Source organism: Frankia sp. CcI156 (assembly GCF_001983015.1).
Lineage (GTDB): Bacteria > Actinomycetota > Actinomycetes > Frankiales > Frankiaceae > Frankia > Frankia casuarinae.
Window position 1 is genome coordinate 73,346 of the sequence record NZ_MOMD01000032.1, and the last position, 21,398, is coordinate 94,743.

At 68.8% G+C, this 21,398-nt stretch carries 16 protein-coding genes and 2 pseudogenes; 1 reads left to right on the forward strand and 17 read right to left on the reverse strand.

From position 1 onward, the window contains the following. Window positions 1-286: 286 nt before the first annotated feature. The 13 genes and pseudogenes from CcI156_RS25665 to CcI156_RS13400 all read right to left on the reverse strand — a co-directional run bounded on the left by CcI156_RS25665 (window position 287) and on the right by CcI156_RS13400 (window position 17,784). Window positions 287-688, reverse strand: a complete 402-nt coding sequence (locus tag CcI156_RS25665) for a hypothetical protein (protein ID WP_051623852.1) — start codon at window positions 686-688, stop codon at window positions 287-289. Between the two features lie 123 nt (window positions 689-811). Continuing rightward, window positions 812-1,018: a hypothetical protein gene (locus CcI156_RS24885; RefSeq protein WP_023841235.1), complete on the reverse strand. Its 207-nt coding sequence runs from the start codon at window positions 1,016-1,018 to the stop codon at window positions 812-814. A gap of 179 nt (window positions 1,019-1,197) precedes the next feature. Then, window positions 1,198-2,238 (reverse strand): SDR family oxidoreductase, encoded by a 1,041-nt coding sequence (locus tag CcI156_RS13355; RefSeq protein WP_076806001.1) that lies wholly within the window; start codon window positions 2,236-2,238, stop codon window positions 1,198-1,200. A 43-nt stretch (window positions 2,239-2,281) separates the two neighbouring features. Beyond that, complete coding sequence (locus CcI156_RS13360) at window positions 2,282-5,377, reverse strand: FAD-binding and (Fe-S)-binding domain-containing protein (RefSeq protein WP_139341498.1); 3,096 nt, start codon at window positions 5,375-5,377, stop codon at window positions 2,282-2,284. 258 nt (window positions 5,378-5,635) lie between these two features. After that, the gene (locus CcI156_RS26925) at window positions 5,636-5,893 is read right to left on the reverse strand and encodes a hypothetical protein (protein ID WP_023841238.1); all 258 of its coding nucleotides are present in this window, start codon (window positions 5,891-5,893) and stop codon (window positions 5,636-5,638) included. Between the two features lie 70 nt (window positions 5,894-5,963). After that, window positions 5,964-6,155, reverse strand: a pseudogene (locus CcI156_RS27775) (hypothetical protein); the annotation flags it as partial. 40 nt (window positions 6,156-6,195) lie between these two features. After that, window positions 6,196-6,807, reverse strand: a complete 612-nt coding sequence (locus CcI156_RS13370) for a wax ester/triacylglycerol synthase domain-containing protein (protein ID WP_035732345.1) — start codon at window positions 6,805-6,807, stop codon at window positions 6,196-6,198. A 332-nt stretch (window positions 6,808-7,139) separates the two neighbouring features. Then, a complete protein-coding gene (locus CcI156_RS13375) occupies window positions 7,140-8,396 on the reverse strand; it encodes a DUF2254 domain-containing protein (protein WP_254847411.1) in 1,257 nt (418 codons plus the stop codon). A gap of 109 nt (window positions 8,397-8,505) precedes the next feature. Beyond that, window positions 8,506-8,643: pseudogene (locus CcI156_RS13380) on the reverse strand (response regulator); the annotation flags it as partial. Between the two features lie 173 nt (window positions 8,644-8,816). Beyond that, the gene (locus tag CcI156_RS27490) at window positions 8,817-11,597 is read right to left on the reverse strand and encodes a type I polyketide synthase (protein WP_076805977.1); all 2,781 of its coding nucleotides are present in this window, start codon (window positions 11,595-11,597) and stop codon (window positions 8,817-8,819) included. Between the two features lie 24 nt (window positions 11,598-11,621). After that, window positions 11,622-12,755 carry an OzmP gene (locus CcI156_RS13390; RefSeq protein WP_076805978.1) on the reverse strand — a complete coding sequence of 378 codons (1,134 nt, stop codon included), beginning with the start codon at window positions 12,753-12,755 and terminating at the stop codon, window positions 11,622-11,624. Window positions 12,756-12,820: 65 nt separating this feature from the next. Continuing rightward, window positions 12,821-17,020: a non-ribosomal peptide synthetase gene (locus CcI156_RS13395; RefSeq protein WP_083718513.1), complete on the reverse strand. Its 4,200-nt coding sequence runs from the start codon at window positions 17,018-17,020 to the stop codon at window positions 12,821-12,823. A gap of 428 nt (window positions 17,021-17,448) precedes the next feature. Then, on the reverse strand, window positions 17,449-17,784 hold the full coding sequence (locus CcI156_RS13400) for a TetR/AcrR family transcriptional regulator C-terminal domain-containing protein (RefSeq protein WP_023841243.1): 336 nt from the start codon (window positions 17,782-17,784) through the stop codon (window positions 17,449-17,451). A 47-nt stretch (window positions 17,785-17,831) separates the two neighbouring features. Here CcI156_RS13400 and CcI156_RS13405 point away from each other — a divergent pair, with 47 nt between their 5' ends. Then, entirely contained in the window at window positions 17,832-18,455 is a 624-nt protein-coding gene (locus CcI156_RS13405; protein ID WP_198031000.1) for a DUF4386 domain-containing protein, read from the forward strand. 65 nt (window positions 18,456-18,520) lie between these two features. Here the strand turns inward: CcI156_RS13405 and CcI156_RS13410 are convergent, their stop codons facing one another. The 4 genes from CcI156_RS13410 to CcI156_RS13420 form a co-directional block, all read right to left on the reverse strand. Then, complete coding sequence (locus CcI156_RS13410) at window positions 18,521-19,354, reverse strand: L,D-transpeptidase (protein ID WP_011436404.1); 834 nt, start codon at window positions 19,352-19,354, stop codon at window positions 18,521-18,523. A gap of 13 nt (window positions 19,355-19,367) precedes the next feature. Continuing rightward, the gene (locus CcI156_RS13415; RefSeq protein WP_139341499.1) at window positions 19,368-20,327 is read right to left on the reverse strand and encodes a hypothetical protein; all 960 of its coding nucleotides are present in this window, start codon (window positions 20,325-20,327) and stop codon (window positions 19,368-19,370) included. Between the two features lie 680 nt (window positions 20,328-21,007). Beyond that, window positions 21,008-21,145, reverse strand: coding sequence for a hypothetical protein (locus CcI156_RS25670; RefSeq protein WP_157493373.1), 138 nt, complete (start codon window positions 21,143-21,145; stop codon window positions 21,008-21,010). Then, window positions 21,138-21,335 carry a GspH/FimT family protein gene (locus CcI156_RS13420; protein WP_023841247.1) on the reverse strand — a complete coding sequence of 66 codons (198 nt, stop codon included), beginning with the start codon at window positions 21,333-21,335 and terminating at the stop codon, window positions 21,138-21,140. Before CcI156_RS13420 ends, CcI156_RS25670 begins: the two co-directional genes overlap by 8 nt. Between the last annotated feature and the right edge of the window lie 63 nt (window positions 21,336-21,398).

The window sequence follows — 21,398 nt, forward strand, 5'->3', positions numbered from 1 at the left end:
CGGGGTGGGCGAGGTTGGCTTCCGTGGCCACGGAAGATCCGCCAGGCTCGCGGGGCTGGGCGGCCCTCCGGCACGAAATCCTCCTCCGAACGTTCACCTTGGCTGGCGAAGCCAGGAGACAACCTCGGCCCCCGCGACCCGCCGGTCACCTCAAGGCACCGGCGGCAGCCGCACCAGCCTTCGGCGGGACCGAGTCACCAGGGCGGTGCCGGCTCTGCCGGCGAGCGCCCAGGCGGTACTGCGAGACTTGCAGGCCAGTCTGATCAGCCAGATCCGGACAGGCTGGCTATGGCTGGCGGCAGCGCCGATGCTGGGCGGCTGCGCCCTCGGTCTGGCCGGGGCCGTCGCCCGCACCCCGCGCGGCCCGTCCCCTCGCCGCGGAGACCTCCTGCAGGGTTGGCTGCTCGGCCGCGAACGCTGACGCCGCGAACGCCGACGCCACCACGGAGTCGGCCAAGGCCAGCCGGCGGTGCCCGGGAACGGCCGCGGCGAAAGCGAGCATGCTCGCGGCATGCAGGCAGTCCGCAGCGACGCCAAGCCGGCCCGGCGGTAGCAGGCTCTGGACGAGATGGCGGGCTCCCAGCACCCGCACGGCTGCCGGCCGGGCGCGGCTGGAGGAGTGGCCGCCCGCGGCCCGCAGAACCAGCCCGGGCTGCGCCACCAGCAGGATCCCCCACCCGGTCCGCATGGCCCTGAGCGCCGCCCACCCGGTCCGACCGATCCGCCACATTGTTGGTCCCGCACATTGTTGGTCCCGCGGCTGGTTCCAGGCCGCGGGACACCGCCTCGGTTGCCACGATCCGTACCGTGGTCAGGTCCCCTGTTCGGACCGCTCCCGCTGCTCGTGGCCTTCGGCTTCCCTCTCGTGGGCCTGAGCCTGAGCCCGGGCCTCTTCCGCCTCGCGCTGCTCCCGGCCCTTCTCCTCCTGCTGCTGCCCCTCCTGCCGCAGCCCTTCGCTGCCGGTCACATCGGCTGCCGCTTTCTTGATCTTGCCTTTCGCCTCTTCGAATGCGCCCATGAGTGAGTGTTCCCTCCTGACTGACTTTTTTGGCAATCTTGGTGCCACCTACGGCGGCCGATCTGCACGGGCCGCCAAGGTAAGCGTTCCCACCTGGGCGGACGTTCTCCCCTACCGCTGGGATTCGTCAGGCAACCGAAAGATCAACAGGCTGGCCCGGCGCGCCCGTCGCCGGCCCCCTACCGGTGCCGGGGCATCCGGTCGGCCCCGACTCCCATGCCGGCCCCGACTCCCATGCCGGCCGCGGTGACCACGGCGGCGAGCACCCCGCGGCGGTGCTGGCTGAGCCAGAGTTCCGGGCTGTGGGCGTGGGCGCGGTCGTCGAAATCGCCGTGCGCGCCGTGGTCGCCGGGCACCGGGTAGAAGATGTTCTCGCCGAGCATCGGGTTGTGGTCGTCGGGTGCCTGCTGGCTGGCGTAGCCGGTGCGGGYGAGGTAGCGGTCCAGCAGGGCGGGCGCGATCCGGTTGCCAAGGATGGTGGCGACGGTGGAGACGCCGACCCACATGCTGCGCCGTGGGTGCTCGGCCGCGTGGACCACCGCACGCGCGCCCACCTCGGGCTGGTAGATCGGCGGGACGGGCCGCGGGTGGTGACGCAGCCGGGAGCACACCCAGTTGAACTGGACGGTGTTGAGCGCGGGCATGTGTACCATCACAACCCGCACGTTGCTGCCGTCGTGCAGCAGTTCGGTCAGCACCGACTCGGTGAAGCCGACGATGGCGTGCTTGGCGCCGCAGTAGGCCGACTGCAACGGGATACCGCGGAAGGCGAGGGCGGAACCCACCTGGATGATCACCCCGTGGTCACGTGCCATCATGTGCCGCAGCGCCGCACGGGTTCCGTTGACATGGCCCAGGTAGGTGGTGACTGTGGCGCGTTCGAACTCCTCCGGGGTGATCTGGGGAAAGGGAGCGAAGACGCTGGCCATCGCGTTGTTGACCCAGACGTCGACCGGCCCCAGCTCCGCGCGCGCCCGCTCGGCGGCCTCCTGCACGCCCGCGGCGTCGGCGACGTCCGCGGGCAGCGCGAGGCCGCGCCGGCCCGCCGCCGCCACGTCCGCTACCGCACCGGCCAGACCATCCTCGCCACGGGCCAGGACACCCACGTCGTAGCCGCGGCGCGCGAACTGCCGGACGATCGCCCGACCGAGCCCCGCCGAACCCCCGGTGACCACCACCACTCCGCGCCGGCCGCCCGGCTGGTCAGCTGATCTCCGCATCATCCCTCCGTCCAGTGCCGCGATACGTCCAGTGCCGGGATATTCAGTGGTCACGGATCCGCTGTCCCGCGGCGCGGGCGGCCAGGCCGCCTGCGGCCGCCGCGGCAACGCCGAGACCGGGCAATACCGCCAGCGACGCGGCCCGTGGCGACGAGGGCCGCTCGACAGCCTGCTCCGGCCGGGCTGCCGGCACGTCGCCGAACCGGGCCATGGCCACCACTTCGGCGAGATGGACGGCCTGCCGCCCACCGGCCTCGCCCTGCTCGATCTGTGTGCGGCAGCTGAAGCCGTCCGCCAAGACCAAGGCGCCGTCGGGCGCGTCGCGCAGGGCGGGAAACAGCACCCGCTCCCCGCAGGCCTGTGACACGTCGTAGTGGCCCCGCTCGAAGCCGAAGTTGCCCGCGAGTCCGCAGCAGCCCGAGTCCAGCACCCGCGGGTCCATCCCCATCTCGCGCATCAGCGCGGTGTCCGCGTTGAAACCCAGCACCGCGTGCTGGTGGCAGTGGGTCTGGACCATCGCGGSCCGGCCCAGCGACGGAGGTTGCCAGCCGGGCGTTCGGTCGTACAGCAGCTCGGCGAAGGTCAGGGTCTGCTGGCGCAGCCGGGAGACGTCGGGGTCGCRCGGGAACAGTTCCTCGGCGTCTGAGCGGAAGACCGCCGTACAGCTCGGTTCGAGCCCGACGATCGGCGTCCCGGCCCGCAGGTACGGATGCAGCAGCCGGGTCGTGCGCCGCAGCACCCGCTGYGCGGTGGCCAGCTGGCCCGTGGAGATCCAGGTCAGGCCGCAGCACACCGTCCCGCCGGGCGTCACGACCCGCCAGCCGGCGTCCTCCAACACCTCGATCGCCGCCTGCCCGATGTGCGGGTGGAAGCGGTTGGTAAAGGTGTCCGGCCAGAGCACCACCTCGCCCCGCCGGCCGGATCCTCGCGGCCCGCGCCGGGCGTACCAGGCCTGCAGGGACTCGGACGCGAACGGCGGGATGGCCCGTGCCCGGGCCACCCCGCCGGCGAGCTTCACCAGGTCGGTGAGCCCGGGCGCGGTCGCGAGCGCGTTCACCGTCCGGGGCGCCAGGGAAGCGAGCCTGGCGGCCAGCGGCAGCCATCCCATCGAGTAATGAGCCAGCGGCCGGATGCGCCCCGCATAGTGGTGGGCCAGAAACTCGGCCTTGTAGGTGGCCATGTCCACGTTCACCGGGCAGTCGCTCTTGCAGCCCTTGCAGGCCAGGCACAGGTCGAGCGCGTCGCGCACCGCTGTCGAGCGCCAGCCGTCGCGGATCGGCGAGTCCGGGTGGCCCGCCAGCATCTCGAACAGCAGCCGGGCTCGGCCCCGAGTCGAATGCTCCTCCTCCCGGGTGACCATGTAGGACGGGCACATCACACCGCCGCCCTCGCGGCGGCAGCGGCCGACCCCGACGCAGCGCAGCACCGCCCGGCTGAAACTGCCCCCGTCATGTGGGTAGCGGAAGAAGGTCTCCGTCTCGGCGGGTTCCCAGTCCGCGCCCAGCCGCAGTTTGTCGTCAATCGGATAGGGAGCCACGACCTTGCCGGGGTTCATCCGGTTCCCCGGATCGAAAATCGCCTTGAACTGACCGAACGCGCGGACGATGTCCGCGCCGAACATCTTCGGCAGCAGCTCGCCGCGCTGCTGGCCGTCGCCGTGCTCCCCGGACAGCGACCCACCATAGGAGGCGACCAGGTCCGCGGCCCGTTCCAAGAACTCCCGATAGCTGCCCACCCCAGAGGCGGTGACCAGGTCGAACGGGATCCGGCTGTGCACGCAGCCCTGCCCGAAATGGCCGTAGAGCGACGCCTCGGAGAACCCGAACTCGCCGTACAGCTTGCGTAGGTCGCGCAGGTAGTCGCCGAGCCGGTCCGGGCTGACCGCGCTGTCCTCGAACCCGGGCCAGGTATCCGGCAGGCCCGGCACCCGGGTAGTCGCGCCCAGTCCCGCCTCCCGCACCTCCCACAGCTCGGCCTCCCGGGCCGGGTCGTCGAAGAACGACGCCACCGGCGGATGCGGCGAGGAGCACAGGTCGTCCAGCATCGCCCGGGCCTTGCGGTCGGCCTCCTCGGTTGTCTGGCCGCCGAACTGCACGAGCAGCCAGCCGGCCGATCCCTCGGGCAGCAGCGCCAACGCCTCCGGGTACAGGTGCTTCTCCCGCTCGAAGTGGATCAGCCTGTCGTCCAGGCCCTCCAACGCGATCGGGTCGTGCGGCAGCACCCGCCGTACCGCGTCCCCGGCCGCGGCGATGTCCGGGTAGCCGAGCACGACCAGCGACTGTGCCGGCACCACCGGCACCAGTTCCAGCTCGGCCCGCAGCACCGTGACCAACGTCGACTCGCTGCCGACCAAGGCCCGCGCGACATGGAAGTGCTTTTCTGGCAGCAGGCTGTCCAGGTTGTAGCCGGACACCCGCCGCGGCACCTCCGGATAGCACCGCCGGATCTCGGCCAGATAGTGGTCCCGCAGCTCCCGCACCTGCCGGTACACCTGCGCCCGACGGCCTCCCGCACGCACGGTCTCGACATACTCATCGTCGGATGTCTCCCCCACCCACATCCGGGTCCCGTCATACAGCAGCACCTCCAGGCGGGCGATGTTGTCCACCACCTTGCCGGCCCGCTGTGCCGTCGACCCGCACGAGTTGTTCCCGATCATCCCGCCGAGGGTGCAGTGGTTGTGCGTGGCCGGCTCCGGCCCGAACCRCAGCCCATGCGGCGACAGCAGGTCGTTGAGATGGTCCAGTACAACGCCCGGCTCCACCACGCACCGCCGGCCATCCGGATCCACCGACAACAGCCCGGTGCAGTACTTCGACCAGTCAATCATCACCGCCGCGTTCGTCGACTCCCCCGCCAGGCTCGTCCCCCCACCCCGCGACAGCACCGGCGCGTCATGCTCCCGGCACACCGCGACCGCCTCGGCACCCGCCTCCACCGACCTCGGTACCACCACCCCGATCGGCACCTGCCGGAAATTGGACGCGTCCGTCGAATACGCCCCCCGGGTGCCGGCGTCGAACCGCACCTCACCATCCACCCGCGCCGCCAGATCCCGCTCCAACGCCGCCGCGCTCACACCACCAGAACGCATCGCCCGGACCCGCCGTACCGGGTCAGGAAGCCGGACCGCGGTCATATCGGCCGCCCCGCGCCCATTCCCGCGCCAGGCCTGATCCCCAGGTCGATCGGGAAGTCGCGCATACCCACCCCTCTCCTGCGAGCGTCCCGCACCGACTCTCCGTCAGGCACTCTCCGTCAGGCACTCTCCGTCAGGCACTCTCCGTCAGGCACTCTCCGTCAGGCACTCGACAGGCCACCGCCTCGGCCATTCCCGCACCGGCGACCGGCCAACCATCCGCCCCCACCCACGGCCGCTCCCGGCTACACGCCGTCCTTACGGGTCACCGGCATCGCCCGGGCGACGCCAGCCGCGGCCAGCCCACTCGATCGAGATTGGGCGCCCCTGGTAGCCGGCCGAGGCGGACCCCGTCCCAGGGGCGCGCGCCGGGGCGCTCACCTCGCGACGCAGCTGGTCCAGCCCGGCGGACAGCCGCCCGGCCAGGTCCGCCGTCGGCGGCACAAGGCTGGGATCCGTCGTCACCGAGAGGCAGAGTTCGTCCTGCCAGCCGAGTGCCCCCACCGCAAGCGGCACGCCTTCGGCGAGGGGGGACCAGCGGGTAGGTGTCGAGCAGTGGCAGGCCGACGAACTCCCGCGGGCCCGCCGCGCCTGGAAGGTTCGATACGATCATTCCAATATGCCGACCCTGATAGACGCTGCGAGCCGCGGGTCCGCGCAGCGGCGCCGGCAGGGCACCTATCACCCGCAGGGCCGCGCCGGCCGCGAGGATCCGCCCCGGGCGCCGCGCCCGCCGGCCACCGGCGGTAATCGCCCGCAACCGCCAGGACACTGGCATCGGGTCGAGCGGCAGGTCAAGCTGCACCGCCGTGGTCGCGTTACCCAGGTCGTCGCCGATGGCGGTGCCTGTCGTGCGCAGAGAGATCGGCGTGATGGCACGGACCGCCGCACCGCACGGCTGGCCCTGCTCGGCCAGCAGCTGGGCCAGCCTGTGCCACCATGGCGAGCAGGACGTCGGTCACGCGGGCGTTCGCGGCCCGCGCGACTGCCCGAACCTCGGGCAGTCGCAGCCGCACCATCCGCACCCGGCGAGCCGGTCCCGATCGCCCAGACCAGGGGAAGGGGGGCGCGGCTCCGTCCAGCCCGAGCCGCACCATGCCGGTGGTCACGGCCGCCCATCGCGCGGGCGCGGGCGAGGCGGACAGCGAATCCGGCCGCACGGCTCCGGGCTGCCGGGTCACCTCGCGGACATGCCAGGACAGGTCGATACTCCGGGCCAGTTCCCATCTGTAGCCGGACAACGGCCCCGGCGACACGACTCGTCGCAACATCGGGGGAATATCCGCCAGGCGCCGAGCGACATGGGCGCGGATGTCGGCGAGCGTGGGCGAGGAGCTGCCGGGGAGGAGTCTCAGAACCGCGACGCCCCCGACCTGCTGCGGGCTGCGGGGGCCTTCCACCTCGAGGAAGAAGGCATCGGTCGCGGGCATTCGGCGCCGTTCCCGCGGCTGGCTGTATCCCGGCCCCTCCGGACGAGCTCGCGCCCCCGCCCCGCCGGGGCCTGCAACTCACCTTCCTGATCATGATGGCTCCCATGGTGGCCGCCGGCCTCGTCGGTCTCCGGGCGCTACGCACCTATCCCCGAGACGTCACCACAGCCGCGCAGTACGAGGACCGCCACCACTGACCGCGGCAACCGCCAAGCATCCCCGATCGCACACCTCATCCATCAGCACACCCATCGGCGACGTTCACCGGCGGTGAGAAGGTGACGTCTGGGCAGTCACGGGAGGGGATGCAACGGGACATCTAGCCGTCCCGGTCAGCCTTTCCTGGCGGCGRGGCGGCGCTCCAAGCGGGTGACGCGGCAAGCGATGCGCGCCCGGTGCTCAGGCCGAGCCTGCTCGTACACGTCGCGCAGCATGAGGCGCAGCCGGGAGAGCACCCGTGGGGAGTCCTGCGCCCACCGGCTAATGTCGTCCACGCCGATCCGCAGGTAGTCCTCGAGATCGGGTTCCGGCACCACGAGCCGCGGCTGGYCGTCCCGGTCAGTATGGGCCCGGGGCGTCAGGTGYCGCGTGACAAGCCGGCGTAGCAGATCATGCACCTGATCGACCGCCGCCACCGCGGTCGTATGGTCGTTCATGGCTGGTGACAGGGCGCGTTCCGCGATATCGGCCAGCTGCCGGAAGCCGAACGCAATGTCCTGCTCCATGCTCCGCTCGATCTCGATATCCACCGCGTCAATCACGGCCTGCCGGTCGAGGTCTCCGCGGAGGCCGTCGGCGGGGCCATCGTGCACGGTGAACAGCGGCATCCCGGCAGCAACGAAATCACCGATCTTTGGCAMGAGCACAACCAGACAATTAGCCTGCGAGGCAGCCCGAACCACCGGTCGGTCTCGCACCACGGCGATAATACCGTTCCGCGGGGCGCTTATGATCTTATATCTTGGGCTGCGCGCGGCCGTCGGCAGAGGTACCGAGGATACGGAGCCGACGCCATCGAAGCGGCGAGYGATGCATCGGCGGGTCTGCGTGCCGATCGAGGCCAAGATCTGCGACACCCGGACCGCATTGGTCACGTGGTGGATATAAGCGATGAAGAGCACAACGCTGATGAGTACCAGCAGAACCGACAGAGTGACAGCCGTCCGCGGCACAAACGACCGGGCCGTGTCCGCGCCGCGGACCGAGCGCAGGACCGCCAGCGCATAGACGAAAGTCGCAACGAAGACACCCAGTGCCAGTTGGGTGAGGCGATCCTGAAGGAAGGTCCGCAGCACCCGAGGCGAGAACTGGCCACTGGTCAGCTGCAGCGTCACGATCGTGATCGAGAACACCAGCGCGGTAAACGAGATCATGGAGGAGGCGACCGCGGACAACACGGATCGTGCACCGTCCGGCCCGCCGCTGAACAGGAACGGCAGCGCGGCGGACAGCCCCCGCTCATCCAGCCAGGGAACCGAAACGGCAAGACCAACCGCCAAGGCGGTACACAGGGCCGGAATCGTCCAGAAGCTGGTCCACAGCCGGCGCGCGCGGGACCGCCACATGCCTTGTTGCCGCGCGGACAGCATGGCCAGGAGATGCCCGTCAGCTGCCCGGCTGACCCGCAGGTGAGGCGCGCGTCGCGGCCGTCCCGAAGGACCACCCCCTCCGCGCAACGGATCTCCAGGGGGCCGACGGTCAGCGCCCGCGGCTCACCAGGCCCGGCAGGTCCCCTGAGGTACGCAGGCGACGGCACACCTCCAAACCATCCATGCCCGGCAACATCAGGTCGAGCAGAACGGCGTCCACCGGATGCGCGGCAACCTCCACCAGGGCCGCCTCGCCCGTAGCCGGCTATCGTCGCCCCGCCCAAGCCGTTACCATCGACCTTCCCACCCAGCAGATGAGCCACCCTTGCGGGTGCGGGTTGGCTCTCGGGATGCCGAGACACGACACGTCGAACGACACCGGCGGCCTGTCCCGGAGGCATCCGCGCCACGGACCGCCGGCTACCCCGTCAGGGTGCCTGGGCCGGTGCCGGGCAGGTCCTGCGATGCCGCCAGCTTTTCCACGTAGGCGCGGATAGTCGGATGATCGGTGAAGACCGAGGCCCGGACGTCCTGCTCCAGCTCGGCACCCAGCCGTGCCGCGATCTCGATCAGATTCAGCGAGTCCAGCCCCAGCGTGAAGAGGTTCTGATCCGGGTCCACCTGTGCCGCATCGTCCAGTCCGAGCATTTCCGCGACCTGATGTTGGATGAAATCGATGACAAGTGCGGGTCTCTCGGCGTCCCGTGCCGTCTCCACTCGGTCGCGCAGCGTCCCCTCCGCCGGCGCGGGGCCGGCATCGGTTCCTCCGGCAGTCGCCGGAAACGCGTGCTCGTCCGCCTCGACCCAGTAGCGCCTGCGCTGGAACGGGTAGGTCGGCAGGGGCACGCGCCGATGTCCCTGGCCAGCATGCAACGCCGACCAGTCGAGGCTGACGCCGCTTGTCCACAGGCGCCCCGCGGTCGCCAGCCACACGTGTCGGGCGTCGTCGTCGGGACGGGTGCCAGCGTCGGGACGGGTGCCGCGCGGGTCCATCTCCAATGGCACAACCTTCCGCCCGGATGATGTCTCGCGCCGACCGTCGAGCAGGAGGGCGAGACGTTCCTCGGCGTCGGGAGTCTCGTCACGCGGCCCGACCCAGCCCGCCGACGGCACCGGCGCACCCACGTCCAGCCAACCGTTGACTGCCGCGGACCACACGGGGTACCGGGGGGCCGCTGGCGTGAGGTTGCCGGCCGGCTCGCCGTGCGCCTGCGCCCAGGCCAGCCCGAGCGCGGACTCGAGGGGGAAGATCCCGGCGAGGCAGGCGGCGACCAGATCGCCCGAGCCGAACCCCACCAGCGCGCTCGGACGCACACCACATGCCGTCCAGAGCTCGGCGAGAGCGTACTGCCCGACGAAGGCGGCGACGGCGTCGCCATGCCGCGCACGCAACAACGACGCCGGGTCGGGTGTCCGCGGCCTCACCCCGAGAGTCTTGAGGGCCACCGCGCACCGGTCGACCGCGTCGCGGAACACAGCGACGTCGCGGTATACGGCGGCGTCGCGGTACAGGCCGGCGAGAGGGGTGTCGTCGCCGTTCTCCATAAGACGGTGCGCGAAAACGAAGACTACGTCGGCCTCGCCGTCGGCAACCTGCCCGGTGGACACGCGGTCGGGCTCCCCGAGCGCGAGCGTCAGTGCGGCGTCGTGGACGTCCCGGCACACCAGCGCCCGTCGGTACGCACGTGCCCGGCGTCCCACCGCGAGCGTGTACGCCACGTCGGCGAGGTCGRGCGTCTCGCGGTGCACGCGCAGATGACGCGCCAGATTCTCCGTTGCCTCCTCGAGCGCCGCGACCGAGCCGGCAGAGATCATCAGCAACTGCCAGCCGTCCGAAGGCGGCACCCCGGGCTCGCGTTCGCGGGGCGGCGGCTCCTCAAGAATCACATGGGCGTTCGTCCCGCCAATGCCGAACGAGCTCACGCCGGCACGTCGCGGGGCTGTGCCCGATGCCGGCCACTCCTGGGACTCCGTGGCGACGCGGAAGGGATTGGCGTCGAAGTCGATGTCGGGATTGGGTTTTTCGAAGTGCAGGCTCGGCACGATCCGCCGGTGTCGCAGCATCAGCGAGGTTTTGATCAGTCCGGCGATCCCGGAGGCCGCGTCCAGGTGGCCGATGTTGGTCTTGACCGAACCGATGGCGCACCGGGCGCCTGCCCCTGTCTGCCGCAGGAACACGTCCTGCCGCAGGAACACGTCGGTCAGKGCGGCGAGCTCGACCGGGTCCCCGAGCGGGGTGCCGGTACCGTGGGCCTCGACATAGGTGATCGTCTCGGCGGCGCAACCGGCAAGAGCCTGAGCCTCGGCGATCACGGCGGCCTGGCCCTGCACGCTGGGAGCCGTGTAGCCGGTCTTCGCGCCGCCGTCGTTGTTGACCGCGCTTCCCTTGATGACCGCGTGAATCCAGTCGCCGTCGGCGAGCGCGTCGGCCAACCGCTTCAGGACCACGATGCCGACACCGCTGCCGAGGATCGTGCCCTGCGCTCGGGCGTCGAAAGCCCGGCACCGGCCGTCCGGCGACAGGATCATTCCCTCCTGGAAAAGGTAGCCCTCGGCCTGTGGCACCTTGATATGGGCCGCTCCGGCCAACGCAAGATCGCACTCTCCGCCCAGCAGGCTCAGGCAGGCCAGATTGACGGCCACCAGCGAAGTGGAGCAGGCGGTGTTCACGTTCACCGCCGGGCCCCGCAGGTTCAGCTTGTAGGCCACGCGCGTCGCCAGGAAGTCCTTGTCGTTGCCTATCATCAGCCGGTAACGTTCCAGCGTCGACCCGTGGCGGAAACGGCCGGAGAGGTTGCGTAGAAGGTAGGTGTTCAGCCCGGCGCCGGCATAGATACCGATCGGTCCGGGGCAGGTGTCCGGGTTGTAACCGGCGTTCTCAAGCGCCGTGAGCGCGCATTCGAGGAAGTGCCGTTGCTGTGGGTCCAGGAGCTCCGCCTCCTCGCTCGTGATCCCGAAGACCTCGGCGTCGAACATCTCGATGTCGGCCAGTATCTGCCCGGCCCGCACATAGCGCGGGTCCGCCACGAGTGCGGGGCCGACGCCGGCTGCCAGCAGTTCGGCCTCGGTGAAGAAGGTGGTGGTCTCACGCCCGTCACACAGATTCTGCCAGAATTCCTCGACGGTATCGGCCCCGGGAAAACGGCACGCCATCCCGATAATAGCGATGTCGGAATCCCGGACGTCGTCTGGTCGTTCCATCGTCTCCCCCTTCAGCGCAGACTCTCAGTCGAGTCGGATGCCCATGTCCGCGGCCACGGTACGCAGGTCGAGGAAACTACGGGCGACATACCGGGCGGYGTCCTCGCCGGCATCAAGCTGCTTGAACACCTCGACGAGGGCCTCCTCGTGCGCGCCGGGGTCCCCCTCCCCTGCCGCGATCTCGAACACGATCGCCCTGAGTCGGTCCTCGACCTCGGCCACATCGACCGATCGGGGGAACTTGACACTGTAGGTGGACCGGTCGTAGTCCTTGTTTCGGTTGACCGCCCGCACATAACTCGACGCGTTCAGCTTGTAGAACATACAGCCCCAATTCCTGAACGAGTAGTAGTTGAGTAGCGGAAAAAGCGTGCAGTGGKTCTCGAATGGCGAGGATTCGTAAATTCCTTTCGCCTTCAGCTCCGCGACGATCCGGTCGGGGTCGTATTCGTCGCGTAGGGCGACGAAGGGAAAGACAATCTTCGGCAGCTCACGCTCGTCGGCGAACAGTAGTTCMTCCAGCCCGCCCGAGAAGAACTCGCCGGTCCGGTCCCGGCCGAAGATCTGGTAGAAGTTCTTAACGATCTTCCGGACGTTCGACTCCATCGTGAGCGTCTGTTGCGGGTCCGCGCACAGGATGATGTAGGGGATGTTGTTCCGCCACGCGTGCAGGATTGCCCGGATGACAAAGAATGACCGGCACGAGACACAGGGAAGTTTCTCGTCCAGGTACTTACCCGGCCGCTCCGGGACCGGTCGGTTGAACACCTCCCTCATCATGTCCTTTATCTTGTCGGACCGGTCGGTGACGAAGGTGGCCGGGATCCTCTCCTGGGCAAGCCGCATGTTCGCTGCGGCATGGCTGCTCTCGAAGGGAATTTCGAAGGTGTAGGAGACGACTCTTTTATGGTACTCGTTCACGAACTTGTCCAGCATGTACGTGCTGTCCTTGCCACCGCTGTACATCAGCAGGCAGTCGTAGGGACCACGCTCGTTCGGCCCGCTGTTCGCGAACTCCTCGTAGGTTCTGGACACGTAGGTGAAGTTCTCGAACATCTCGACYGCGACGTCGAGGCTACACAGGTTGCACACGCCATCATTGTCAAGTGATATTCCCGGATGACCAGCGTTCAGTGAACAGATCTTGYAGCGGACCATTCCTCACCTTCCCAGCCGAGTTTTCGAACGCGTCGCCGACGGGCCCGCCTCATGCGCCGGGTGCCTCATGCGCCGGGTGGCTGGCGGGAGCTGAGACCACCACGTCTGCGCCTGAGGCCCGCGAGTGCTGACCGGGAACGCCCCCCGGATTCTTCGGGTGCCCCAGCTCGTCCGGGAGGGTGTGGCGCGCCGGATCCGGCGTCACCGGACCGGCGTGGCGCAGCGGTGGACAAGTATGCCGCCAGTCCCCGGACAGTCGGATAGGCGAACATGTCGACCCGCGTAAGCGACTCGGACAGCTCCGCCYGAAGCCGGATCAGAACCTGCATGAGCAGCAACGAGTTACCGCCGGCGTCGAAGAAGTTCTCGTCGATTCCGACCTCCGGCACCCCCAGGACACCCCGCCAGATGCTGGCGACTGCCGCCTCGAGCTCGCTACGGGGCAGGACCCGCTCTCCGCCTGCGGGCGGGAGAACCTCAGGCGGCCCCGGTAGGGACCGACGATCGATCTTGCCGTTGGCTGTCAGCGGCAGACGTGTCACGGTCACGAACGCAGCCGGGATCATGTAGGGAGGTAGTCGGGTACGTAGGTACCGCCGGAGTTCCTCCGGCCGCGCGCCGAGGCCGGATTCGGCCGAGACGAGGTAGGCCACCAGCTGGCGGTTACCGGGGGCGATGTCGCGTGGGCAGACCACCGCCTCAGCGATGCCGTCATGCCGGCGCAGAGCTTCTTCGATCTCACCGGGTTCGATGCGATATCCGTGCAGCTTGACCTGGTTGTCGACCCTGTGGAGGTAGTCAATCCGGCCGTCGGGCAAGTGGCGCACGATGTCCCCGGTCCGGTACATGACGGCGGACTCGTCCGGTCCGAACGGGTCTCGGACGAACCTTTCCCGGGTGAGCTCCGGCTCGCCGAGATAGCCCGCGGCCACCCCGTCCCCACCGATGTACAGCTCGCCGGGTACCCCGGGCGGCACCGGCTGAAGCCATCTGTCGAGGACGTAAAACCGGGTATTGGCGATCGGTCGCCCGATCGTAACCTGCCGACCCGGCTCCACGCGGTCGACCGAGGACCAGATCGTCGTCTCGGTYGGGCCGTAGAGGTTCCACACCTTCGCAACCCGCGCGAGAAGGCCGTCAGCGAGGTCGCGAGGCAGCTGTTCGCCTCCGCACAGGGCCGTCAGGCCACGGTCACCCTCCCAGGCCGCGGCGATCAGCATCCGCCAGGTCGCCGGGGTCGCCTGCATGACCGTCGGGCGGCTCCGCTCGATCCGTCTCCGCAGTTCGAACCCGTCACTGGCGACATCGGCGGGTACCACCTCGACCTGCCCGCCTGTCACCAGCGGCAGGAGAAGCTCGAGGTAGGCGATGTMAAAGCAGACCGTGGTCACCGCCAGCAGGCGGTCGTACTCGGTAAATCCTGGAGTCCGCGCCATCGAGCACAGAAGGTTCGTCAGGGCCCGGTGGCCGACATCCACCCCCTTGGGCCGGCCGGTCGACCCCGACGTGTAGATTACATAAGCACGACCCTCCGGTGACCCTCGGTCATATTTTTCCTCGTCAGATTCCTCGTCATGTTCCTCGCCCGGACCGCCCCCGGCTGTCGCGATCACATCCCAGTACTGATCGAGCGTGACGACGGTCGCCGGGCAGTCCCGGACATCGGGCTCCAAACTCGTCCGGGTGAGCAGCAGTGTCGACCCCGAACTGGTGAGCATCTGAGTGATGCGGTCGGGTGGATACACCGGATCCAACGGCACAAAGGCCGCTCCGGATTTCATCACGCCGAGTACAGCGACAACAATTTCTTCCGACCGCTCGAGGTAGATGCCGACAAGGCTGCCGGGACCGATGCCGTGGCGACCGRGGAACGCGGCGAGGCGCGTCGACCGTCGATCAAGTTCGCCGTACGAGAGACTGCGATCAGAGCAGACGACGGCGGGTGCCTCGGGACGGCTACGTGCCTGCCGTATGAACAACTGATGCGCGCACAGGTCGCGCGGGTAGTCGGCGTCCGTGTCGTTCCAGGTGACAAGCACACGTTGCGTGTCCTCGGGCGACAATAGCGGGAGCTGGGTCAGATCGGCCGTCGCGGAGCCCGTGAGGGYCTCGAGGAACGCGACGAACATGGAGCGCATCGTGTCGGCCGCACCAGTTTGCAGGACGTTCTCGGCGATGAGCCAGCGGCATCCCTCACCGTCTCGCGGGATCTGCGCGAACAGCACGGTCGCGGACCGCGGCTCGGCAGCGACATCGAGATTGTCAACCAGCTCGACGGCGACCGGCATGCCGCGCTCGGCCCATGGCGCGCACGCACGTAGCTCCGCGTGACGAACCCCTAGGTCGCGGGGGTGGCCGCTACGCCCGCTGAACAGGCGGAGCTGCCTGGCCACCTCACGGCGGAACTCCAGGAAACCCCGGCTCTCGTTGAGCGAGGGCACCCGGAACGGCCGATGGCGGGCAAGCGGTATGCCATCCCCGCCCGAGGCGTCGGATTCGGCTTCCCACGACAGGTCGACGTCCGGACCGTCCGCACCGCTGAATCGAACCAGGAAGGCCAGCAGCACCGTGAGCAACCATTCGGACCTATCGCGCCCCCGGCCGTCACCATCCCGTGCGGCCATCTTCTCCTCCACGCCGGCGAGATCAGCGGGGACGGGGAATCGGATATCCCGGTACCGGTGCGGCGGATCCGCGACCGGATTACGGCGCGGGAGGTCGAGCGGCTCGACGGACATCAGGCGCCGTACCCAGTCGGTCTCGTGCTCGACAACTCCAGCCGGCTCCCCCGGCTCAACCGGCTCAACCGGTCCGACCGGCCCGGCCAGTCCCTTCGTCCGCCGGCCGGCCAGCTCCTCCGGGGCAAGTTTCGGAAGCGCACCGAGGGGGACCTCCGGGGCGGCAACCATCGCCTCCAACAACCGCCGAACCTGGGATCCCATCCGTTCTACCGTCTTGTCGGTGAAACGGCGGCGGTCATAACCGATCCTGAGGATGAGGCGGTGGTCGTGGTTCGCATAGAGAGTGAGCGGGTAATTCGTCTGCTCCTCCAGACGGAATTCCCGGTGCCGCCAGGAACCCCCCAGCGACCGCAGCCGGGTAGCAGGCAGGTAGTTCTCAAAGATGAGCAGACTCTCGAACATCGGGAGCGAGGCCGGAATATCACTCCAGGTGTGGATACGGGTCGGCGAGGTGTGCTCAAACTCTCGCAGCGCCAGCTGATGCCGTCGCAGCCGCTTCAGCAGCTCGATCACGGTCATCGTGCTCGGGGCGACGACGCGGAATGGCAGCKTATTGAGAAAGAGACCAAGCATGTCCTGGGCGCCGTCCAGGAATCCGCGACATGCCCGGGTTGTACCGAATACTACGTCATGGCGGCCACTGAGCTGTTGCAGGAGGACCGTCCACGCCGCCTGCACGACGTTATTAGCGGTTACCTGTTGCTCACGGACCAGGAGTTCCAGTGCCCTGGTCATCTCTTCCGAAAGCTCGGTCTCCACGGCCGTCAGGACGTTCTCACCGGGGTCGGGGACGCGGACCACGTCGACGACGAATGGCGTGGGCTCCGTAACACCAGCCAGATCGGCACGCCAGAACGACTCCGCTGCGACAAGGTCCTGCTCGGCCAGCCAGGCGACGTAGTCCCGGTACGGGCGCGGACGGGGACGCTCGGCCCGGCGCCCGACGAGCAGGTGATCGTACCGTTCGAAGAGTTCCGCGCTCACCATGAAAAGGGAGCGCCCGTCCATCAGTGCATGATGGGTCGTCCAGACGAACTCGTATTCATGATTATCCATGCGGAAGACCGCGAACCGCATCGGGGGCCCGGCCGCGAAATCGAAGGACCGGCGCTTGTCATYGTCGAGGTATTCGCGCAGGCTCTGTTGCCGAGTTGCGCTGTCCAACTGCCTCCAGTCCCGCGCGGGCAAGGACACATCGACATCACTGCTGACCACCTGGCTCGGACCGTCCGGATGGTCCAGCAGAAGCCTGGTCCGCAGCATCGGATGCCAGTCGAACAGGTCCCGCAGTGCCTGCTCGAACACCGCCAGATTCAGCTGCTCCCGCAACGTGAACAACTTCTGCAGAACGTAGAATCCCTCGCCGGGAGCGCTGCCACTGTGCAACAGCATTGCGTGCTGCACCGCCGACAGCGGAATCCTTTCCACGTCTCCGCCCGACCGCACGGCTCCCGACCCGAGGCGGCGCGCGCTCGTCGGCGCCACCGGACCTGGCGAGGTGCCGCGCCCTTCCGGGTTGTGCATATCGAGCCTCTCGTAACGTTGGGTCGACTTTTCCGACCGGAGGTCTGGCCCCACGGCGAGGCTATGTGGAAAGCCGACCTGGCCCAGACTACTGGAATTCGAAACGGCTTCCTCTCGTCGCCACGAGCAGGTCAACCTGCCGAGCACCACTTTCAACCGGTACTGTGGCCCACGCCACGAAGGTCGTCAACACTTATTACACAGCGCTATCGATTCATTCGAGATGGCGATCGAGCAGCACCGAACAGCGGCTTTATCCACCTTCATTCCGACGCCATTCCGACGCCATTCCGACCGATTCATTGGCCGTTCACCGCCCGGCCAGGAGGTACCGCTGAAATCCCGACAAGATTTTCGATGCGGACGCGCGAGAAGCGCCACTGAAAATATCCCACAGCCTTGACTCCGCGCCGACGAACTGCCCGCGCTCAGGGGTCAATGAGGCGTTCGATGCCGTCAAGGACACGGTCGAGGCCCCAGCTGAACTGCTCGGTGGTGACGTAGGCGGCCAGCACGTCAATCTGGCTGGCGGTGCGTGGGTAATGCTCGACGGGCACGGCAGCGAACGCGTCACGGCGGGCGGCGATCCGCTCCGCCTCGGTGGTTCCCGGCTCGTGCGGCTCGGCGGCCTCCAACGCGATGGCGCCCAGCACATACACGATCAGCAGATATGCGGACCGGGCCGCGTTCGCCGCCGGCACCCCGCCGTCGGCCAGCGCCGCGAGCAGCCGCTCGTTGAGCGCGAGCGCGTTGGGGCCGTCCATCGGGCCACCGAGTCGTCCTTCCGTCCTTCCATCGAGGCGGCACCGGCCTGGTCTGGACCTGGTTCGCGACCGGCTGGACCTACGCTCTGCTACTACCGCCGACGCTGCTGCTGCCCACGGCCCTCGGTCGCCGGGACGATCCCGTCCTGCGCGCCGCGACCTGGGTCGGCTCCGCCGCGATCGTGCTCGCGCTCGCCGGATTCCTGCGCTGGGTTTTCGTCGTGCCGCCGCTGGCACGGCAGTACATGGCCGGCGACACGACGACCCGAGCAGCCGTCGACGCCGCCTGGCTCGCACAACACCAGCTCGGCGGCGCCCTGCTTGGCGAGCACCTCGGCCAGACGCTCGCCATCGCCTGGTCGACGACGATCTCCGTGATCATCCTCCGCCGCCGTCTGCTTCCCGCCGCTGTGGGCATGCTGGGCCTGGTCGCAAGCGCCATCTACCTGCTCAACCAGGGCGACATCCTGACCACCGCGATCCCCGGGGTCCCCGCATGGGAATCGGCGGGCTTCCTCGGCTCCACACTCTGGTGGAGTATGGATCGCCACCCTCGGCTTCGCGCTCCTGCGCCGGCATCCACCCAGCCGACCCCGCAGAACCGGCTCTGCCCCGCGGCCAGCCGCTGCCGGGCTGCCGGGCTGCCGGGCTGCCGGTTCAGCCTTGAGTAATTCAAGATCGGCATCGGGGTCTGTCGCATCCGCGACAGACCCCGACGAGGTCGAGATGGGACCGGTCAGGCGACGATGTCGACCGGCGTGCCCAGGGGCAGCATGCCCGCCAACCAGGTGATGTCGCTGTTACTCAGGCGGATGCAGCCGTGGCTGACGTCACGCCCCAGCGTGTGGGGCTGGTCGGTGCCATGCAGACCGATAATCGGAGCATGGCCTTCGAAGGAGGCCAGTGAGGTGGAGAAGCCCGAGAGGCCGAAGGCGAAGGGCCCGTAGGGTCCGGTCGGATTCCGCGGCCGCAGCAGTTCGGTCAGGTAGTACCGCCCCCCGGGGGTCGGCGTGTCCGTGGTTCCGACCGCCACCACGAACAGGGATATGAGCGTGTTCCCGCGATACAGCCGCAACTGGTGGGCTCCGCGGACGACCTGCAGGTGATAGGCGGTGGTGCTGGCGCGGACCTGGTCGTCCCTGATCCATCCGCGGCTGCCGTTGGGCCATATCGGCAGCAGGACCTGCCACCATCCGGGCAGTCTCGCCGTGACGAGAAAGACCCGTGGCGCGCCCGCCTCATTCGGGTTACTCAGCCGCGACGCGGGCCAGGTGGACATGGGCGTTGGGTAGACGTCCACGCCGGCGACGGTCGCGGTCAGAATCGTGTTCACCGCCTCCGGCTCGGCCGCCGCGCCGCGAGAAGACCTGGCGGTTACCGAAGACCTGGGGATGGCCGAAGACATACCGGTGGCCGAAGAGCCGGCGCCGATGCCCTCACCACCGACCGCGCAGGCGGCCGGGAACAGCAGCCCGCACACGGCGACCATCAGCGCGGCCGACGCGCGCGGCGCCGACAAGCCGGCGGGTGGTCGAGGCCGCCGGGTGCCCGCGTCCGTCACCTCTGTCATCCCATAGAGCCGGTCATCCCGTKAAGGGGACGGTGTTCGTCGTGATCGGCGTCGCCGGTACCGTCGTGCCGGTACTGGTGCCGGTGCCGCCCTGCTGCCCGGGCGAGCCCTGTGGTGTCGTGCCGCTGGTTACGGGTGATGTCGAGCCCGTCTCCTGGGCCGGGGCTTCTCCCGTTCCGGGAGCCTTCGCGGTACCGGGGATCTGTCCGCCACCGGTCGACTCCCCAGTACCGGGAGTCTGTCCGCCAGCAGAGGCCTGTCCGCCACCAGAGGCCTGTCCGCCACCAGAGGCCTGCGGGTACGAGGGCGCCTCGCCCCGCGTGCCCGGCACGATACCGGCTCCCGGGGCGACGGGGCCGGTGCCGGTAGGACCGGTGCCGGTAGGACCGGTGCCGGTAAGGCCGGTAGTGGTGGCCGCGGTCGACGGGCCCTGTCCGCTGGCCGGCACCGGCCGACCGTGGGTCGACACACCGATCGTCGGCAGCTGGGGTGAGGGGTTCCACGACTGGTCGAACACGCGGGCCACGACGAGGGAGGAATGCGTGTCCAAGGTGCGCGAGGCACCCGCCGCCAGCACCCCGTTGCCGCCCCGCCCCTCCTTCGAGAACCAGCCGAAGGCGACCGGATGATCGGTGACGTTCTTCAGCGTCCACGAGACCATGCCGTGCCCGCCTGCCGATCGCAGGTCGAGCGACCGCAGGTGGCTCTGGATCCGGTTGATGTCGGCCGCCCCGATCGAGTAGGCGCGGAACAACGGGTTGATCTGCGCGACGATATGAGGCGGGGTCGGGTTGACGACGACGTTGTCGATACTCACGTCGAGATCTGGCCGCAGGGCGAAGCCGCCCGGGAGCGTGACCTGACTGGAACCGGGCACCCCGTCGGGGAACGCGGCACCGGCTGGACCGGCCACGGCGGCGGCCAGGGCGCCGGCAGCACCGACGGCGGCAAAATACATTTTTCGCGAGCGCATGGCGGGACGCCCCTTCCCTGCGTAATTTATCGGCGTACGTGTACGTTGAATCGCCCTGGCGACAGTACTCTGCGACGTCCTCGTGCTACCCCGCACGATCTCACCAGGTACCCCGTCCGGGCTAACACGGCGGCGGGAACCGGGCGCGGACGGTCCGTCCGTGCCGTGTGTGCAGAGGATTTTTTCGTACCCACCAGGAGGCGCCGGCGAAAGTTGTTCGGCCGGTATCTTCCGACTCACCTGTCCTCACCAGGACAGGTGAGGACGGCGATACGATTATGTCGGGCTCTMCGAACGGGCCAGGTACGCGGATGTGGTGTGCAGGACGATGGCCGCCAGCGCGCCGGAATGGTGGGTGCGGTAAACGAGGTCGGCCTGGGCCGGGTCCACCCGGCACCGCCAGAACCAGGAGGGTGATAAGGAGGGCTACGCAGAACTCGGGGAATAGAAATAGAGCGCCCAGATCACGGAGAATTCCGTCCGACGGGTCGGGAGCGGACGCCGGTGGTCGGTGTGCAGTACTCGCCAGACCCTGGAGTTGGCGACGGCCCGGGTTGTGYCCGGTCAGGTGCTGTTCTCCCGAGTACAGTTCCGGATCGGAACTGTACGACCGACACGGCAGCAGGGACCCGTCCGCCACGGTGGCCGTCCCCCGAACTCGGCCGCGATGCGGTCGATGCTCAGCGGGTGAGTCGCAGTACGCGTCGGGTGCGGGGAACGGCCCGGTTGGCGGCGGGACGCTGGTCATGATCGGGTGCCTTCGGCGGGATGGGCCTGGCCCCGGCGGTCGCGTCGAAGCCACTCAGGCGCTCAGGCACTCAGCCGCTCCTTGACGTAGGTGGCATAGACGATCTTGATCATCTCGCTATCGTTGCCGACGTCGATGCCGACCTCGGCATGGCGGCGCACCGCCTCGGCGGCCGCCTGGCGGATGGTTCCCGGCAGCCGCTGTGCCCGCTCCGGGGTCGGGTCGTGATGCTCCCGCTGGAGCACCTCTTCGGCCAGCATCCTGGGCACGGCAGGCTGCCGACGTGGGCGGTCACGATGCGGTCGGTGCTCAGCTTCATATCT

Coding starts and splice junctions, on each gene's coding strand:
- CcI156_RS25665 (WP_051623852.1), bottom strand. CDS start 688: ATGCGGACCGGGTGGGGGATCCTGCTGGTGGCGCAGCCCGGGCTGGTT.
- CcI156_RS24885 (WP_023841235.1), bottom strand. CDS start 1,018: ATGGGCGCATTCGAAGAGGCGAAAGGCAAGATCAAGAAAGCGGCAGCC.
- CcI156_RS13370 (WP_035732345.1), bottom strand. CDS start 6,807: ATGCCCGCGACCGATGCCTTCTTCCTCGAGGTGGAAGGCCCCCGCAGC.
- CcI156_RS13400 (WP_023841243.1), bottom strand. CDS start 17,784: ATGGACGGCCCCAACGCGCTCGCGCTCAACGAGCGGCTGCTCGCGGCG.
- CcI156_RS13410 (WP_011436404.1), bottom strand. CDS start 19,354: ATGACAGAGGTGACGGACGCGGGCACCCGGCGGCCTCGACCACCCGCC.
- CcI156_RS13420 (WP_023841247.1), bottom strand. CDS start 21,335: ATGCTGGCCGAAGAGGTGCTCCAGCGGGAGCATCACGACCCGACCCCG.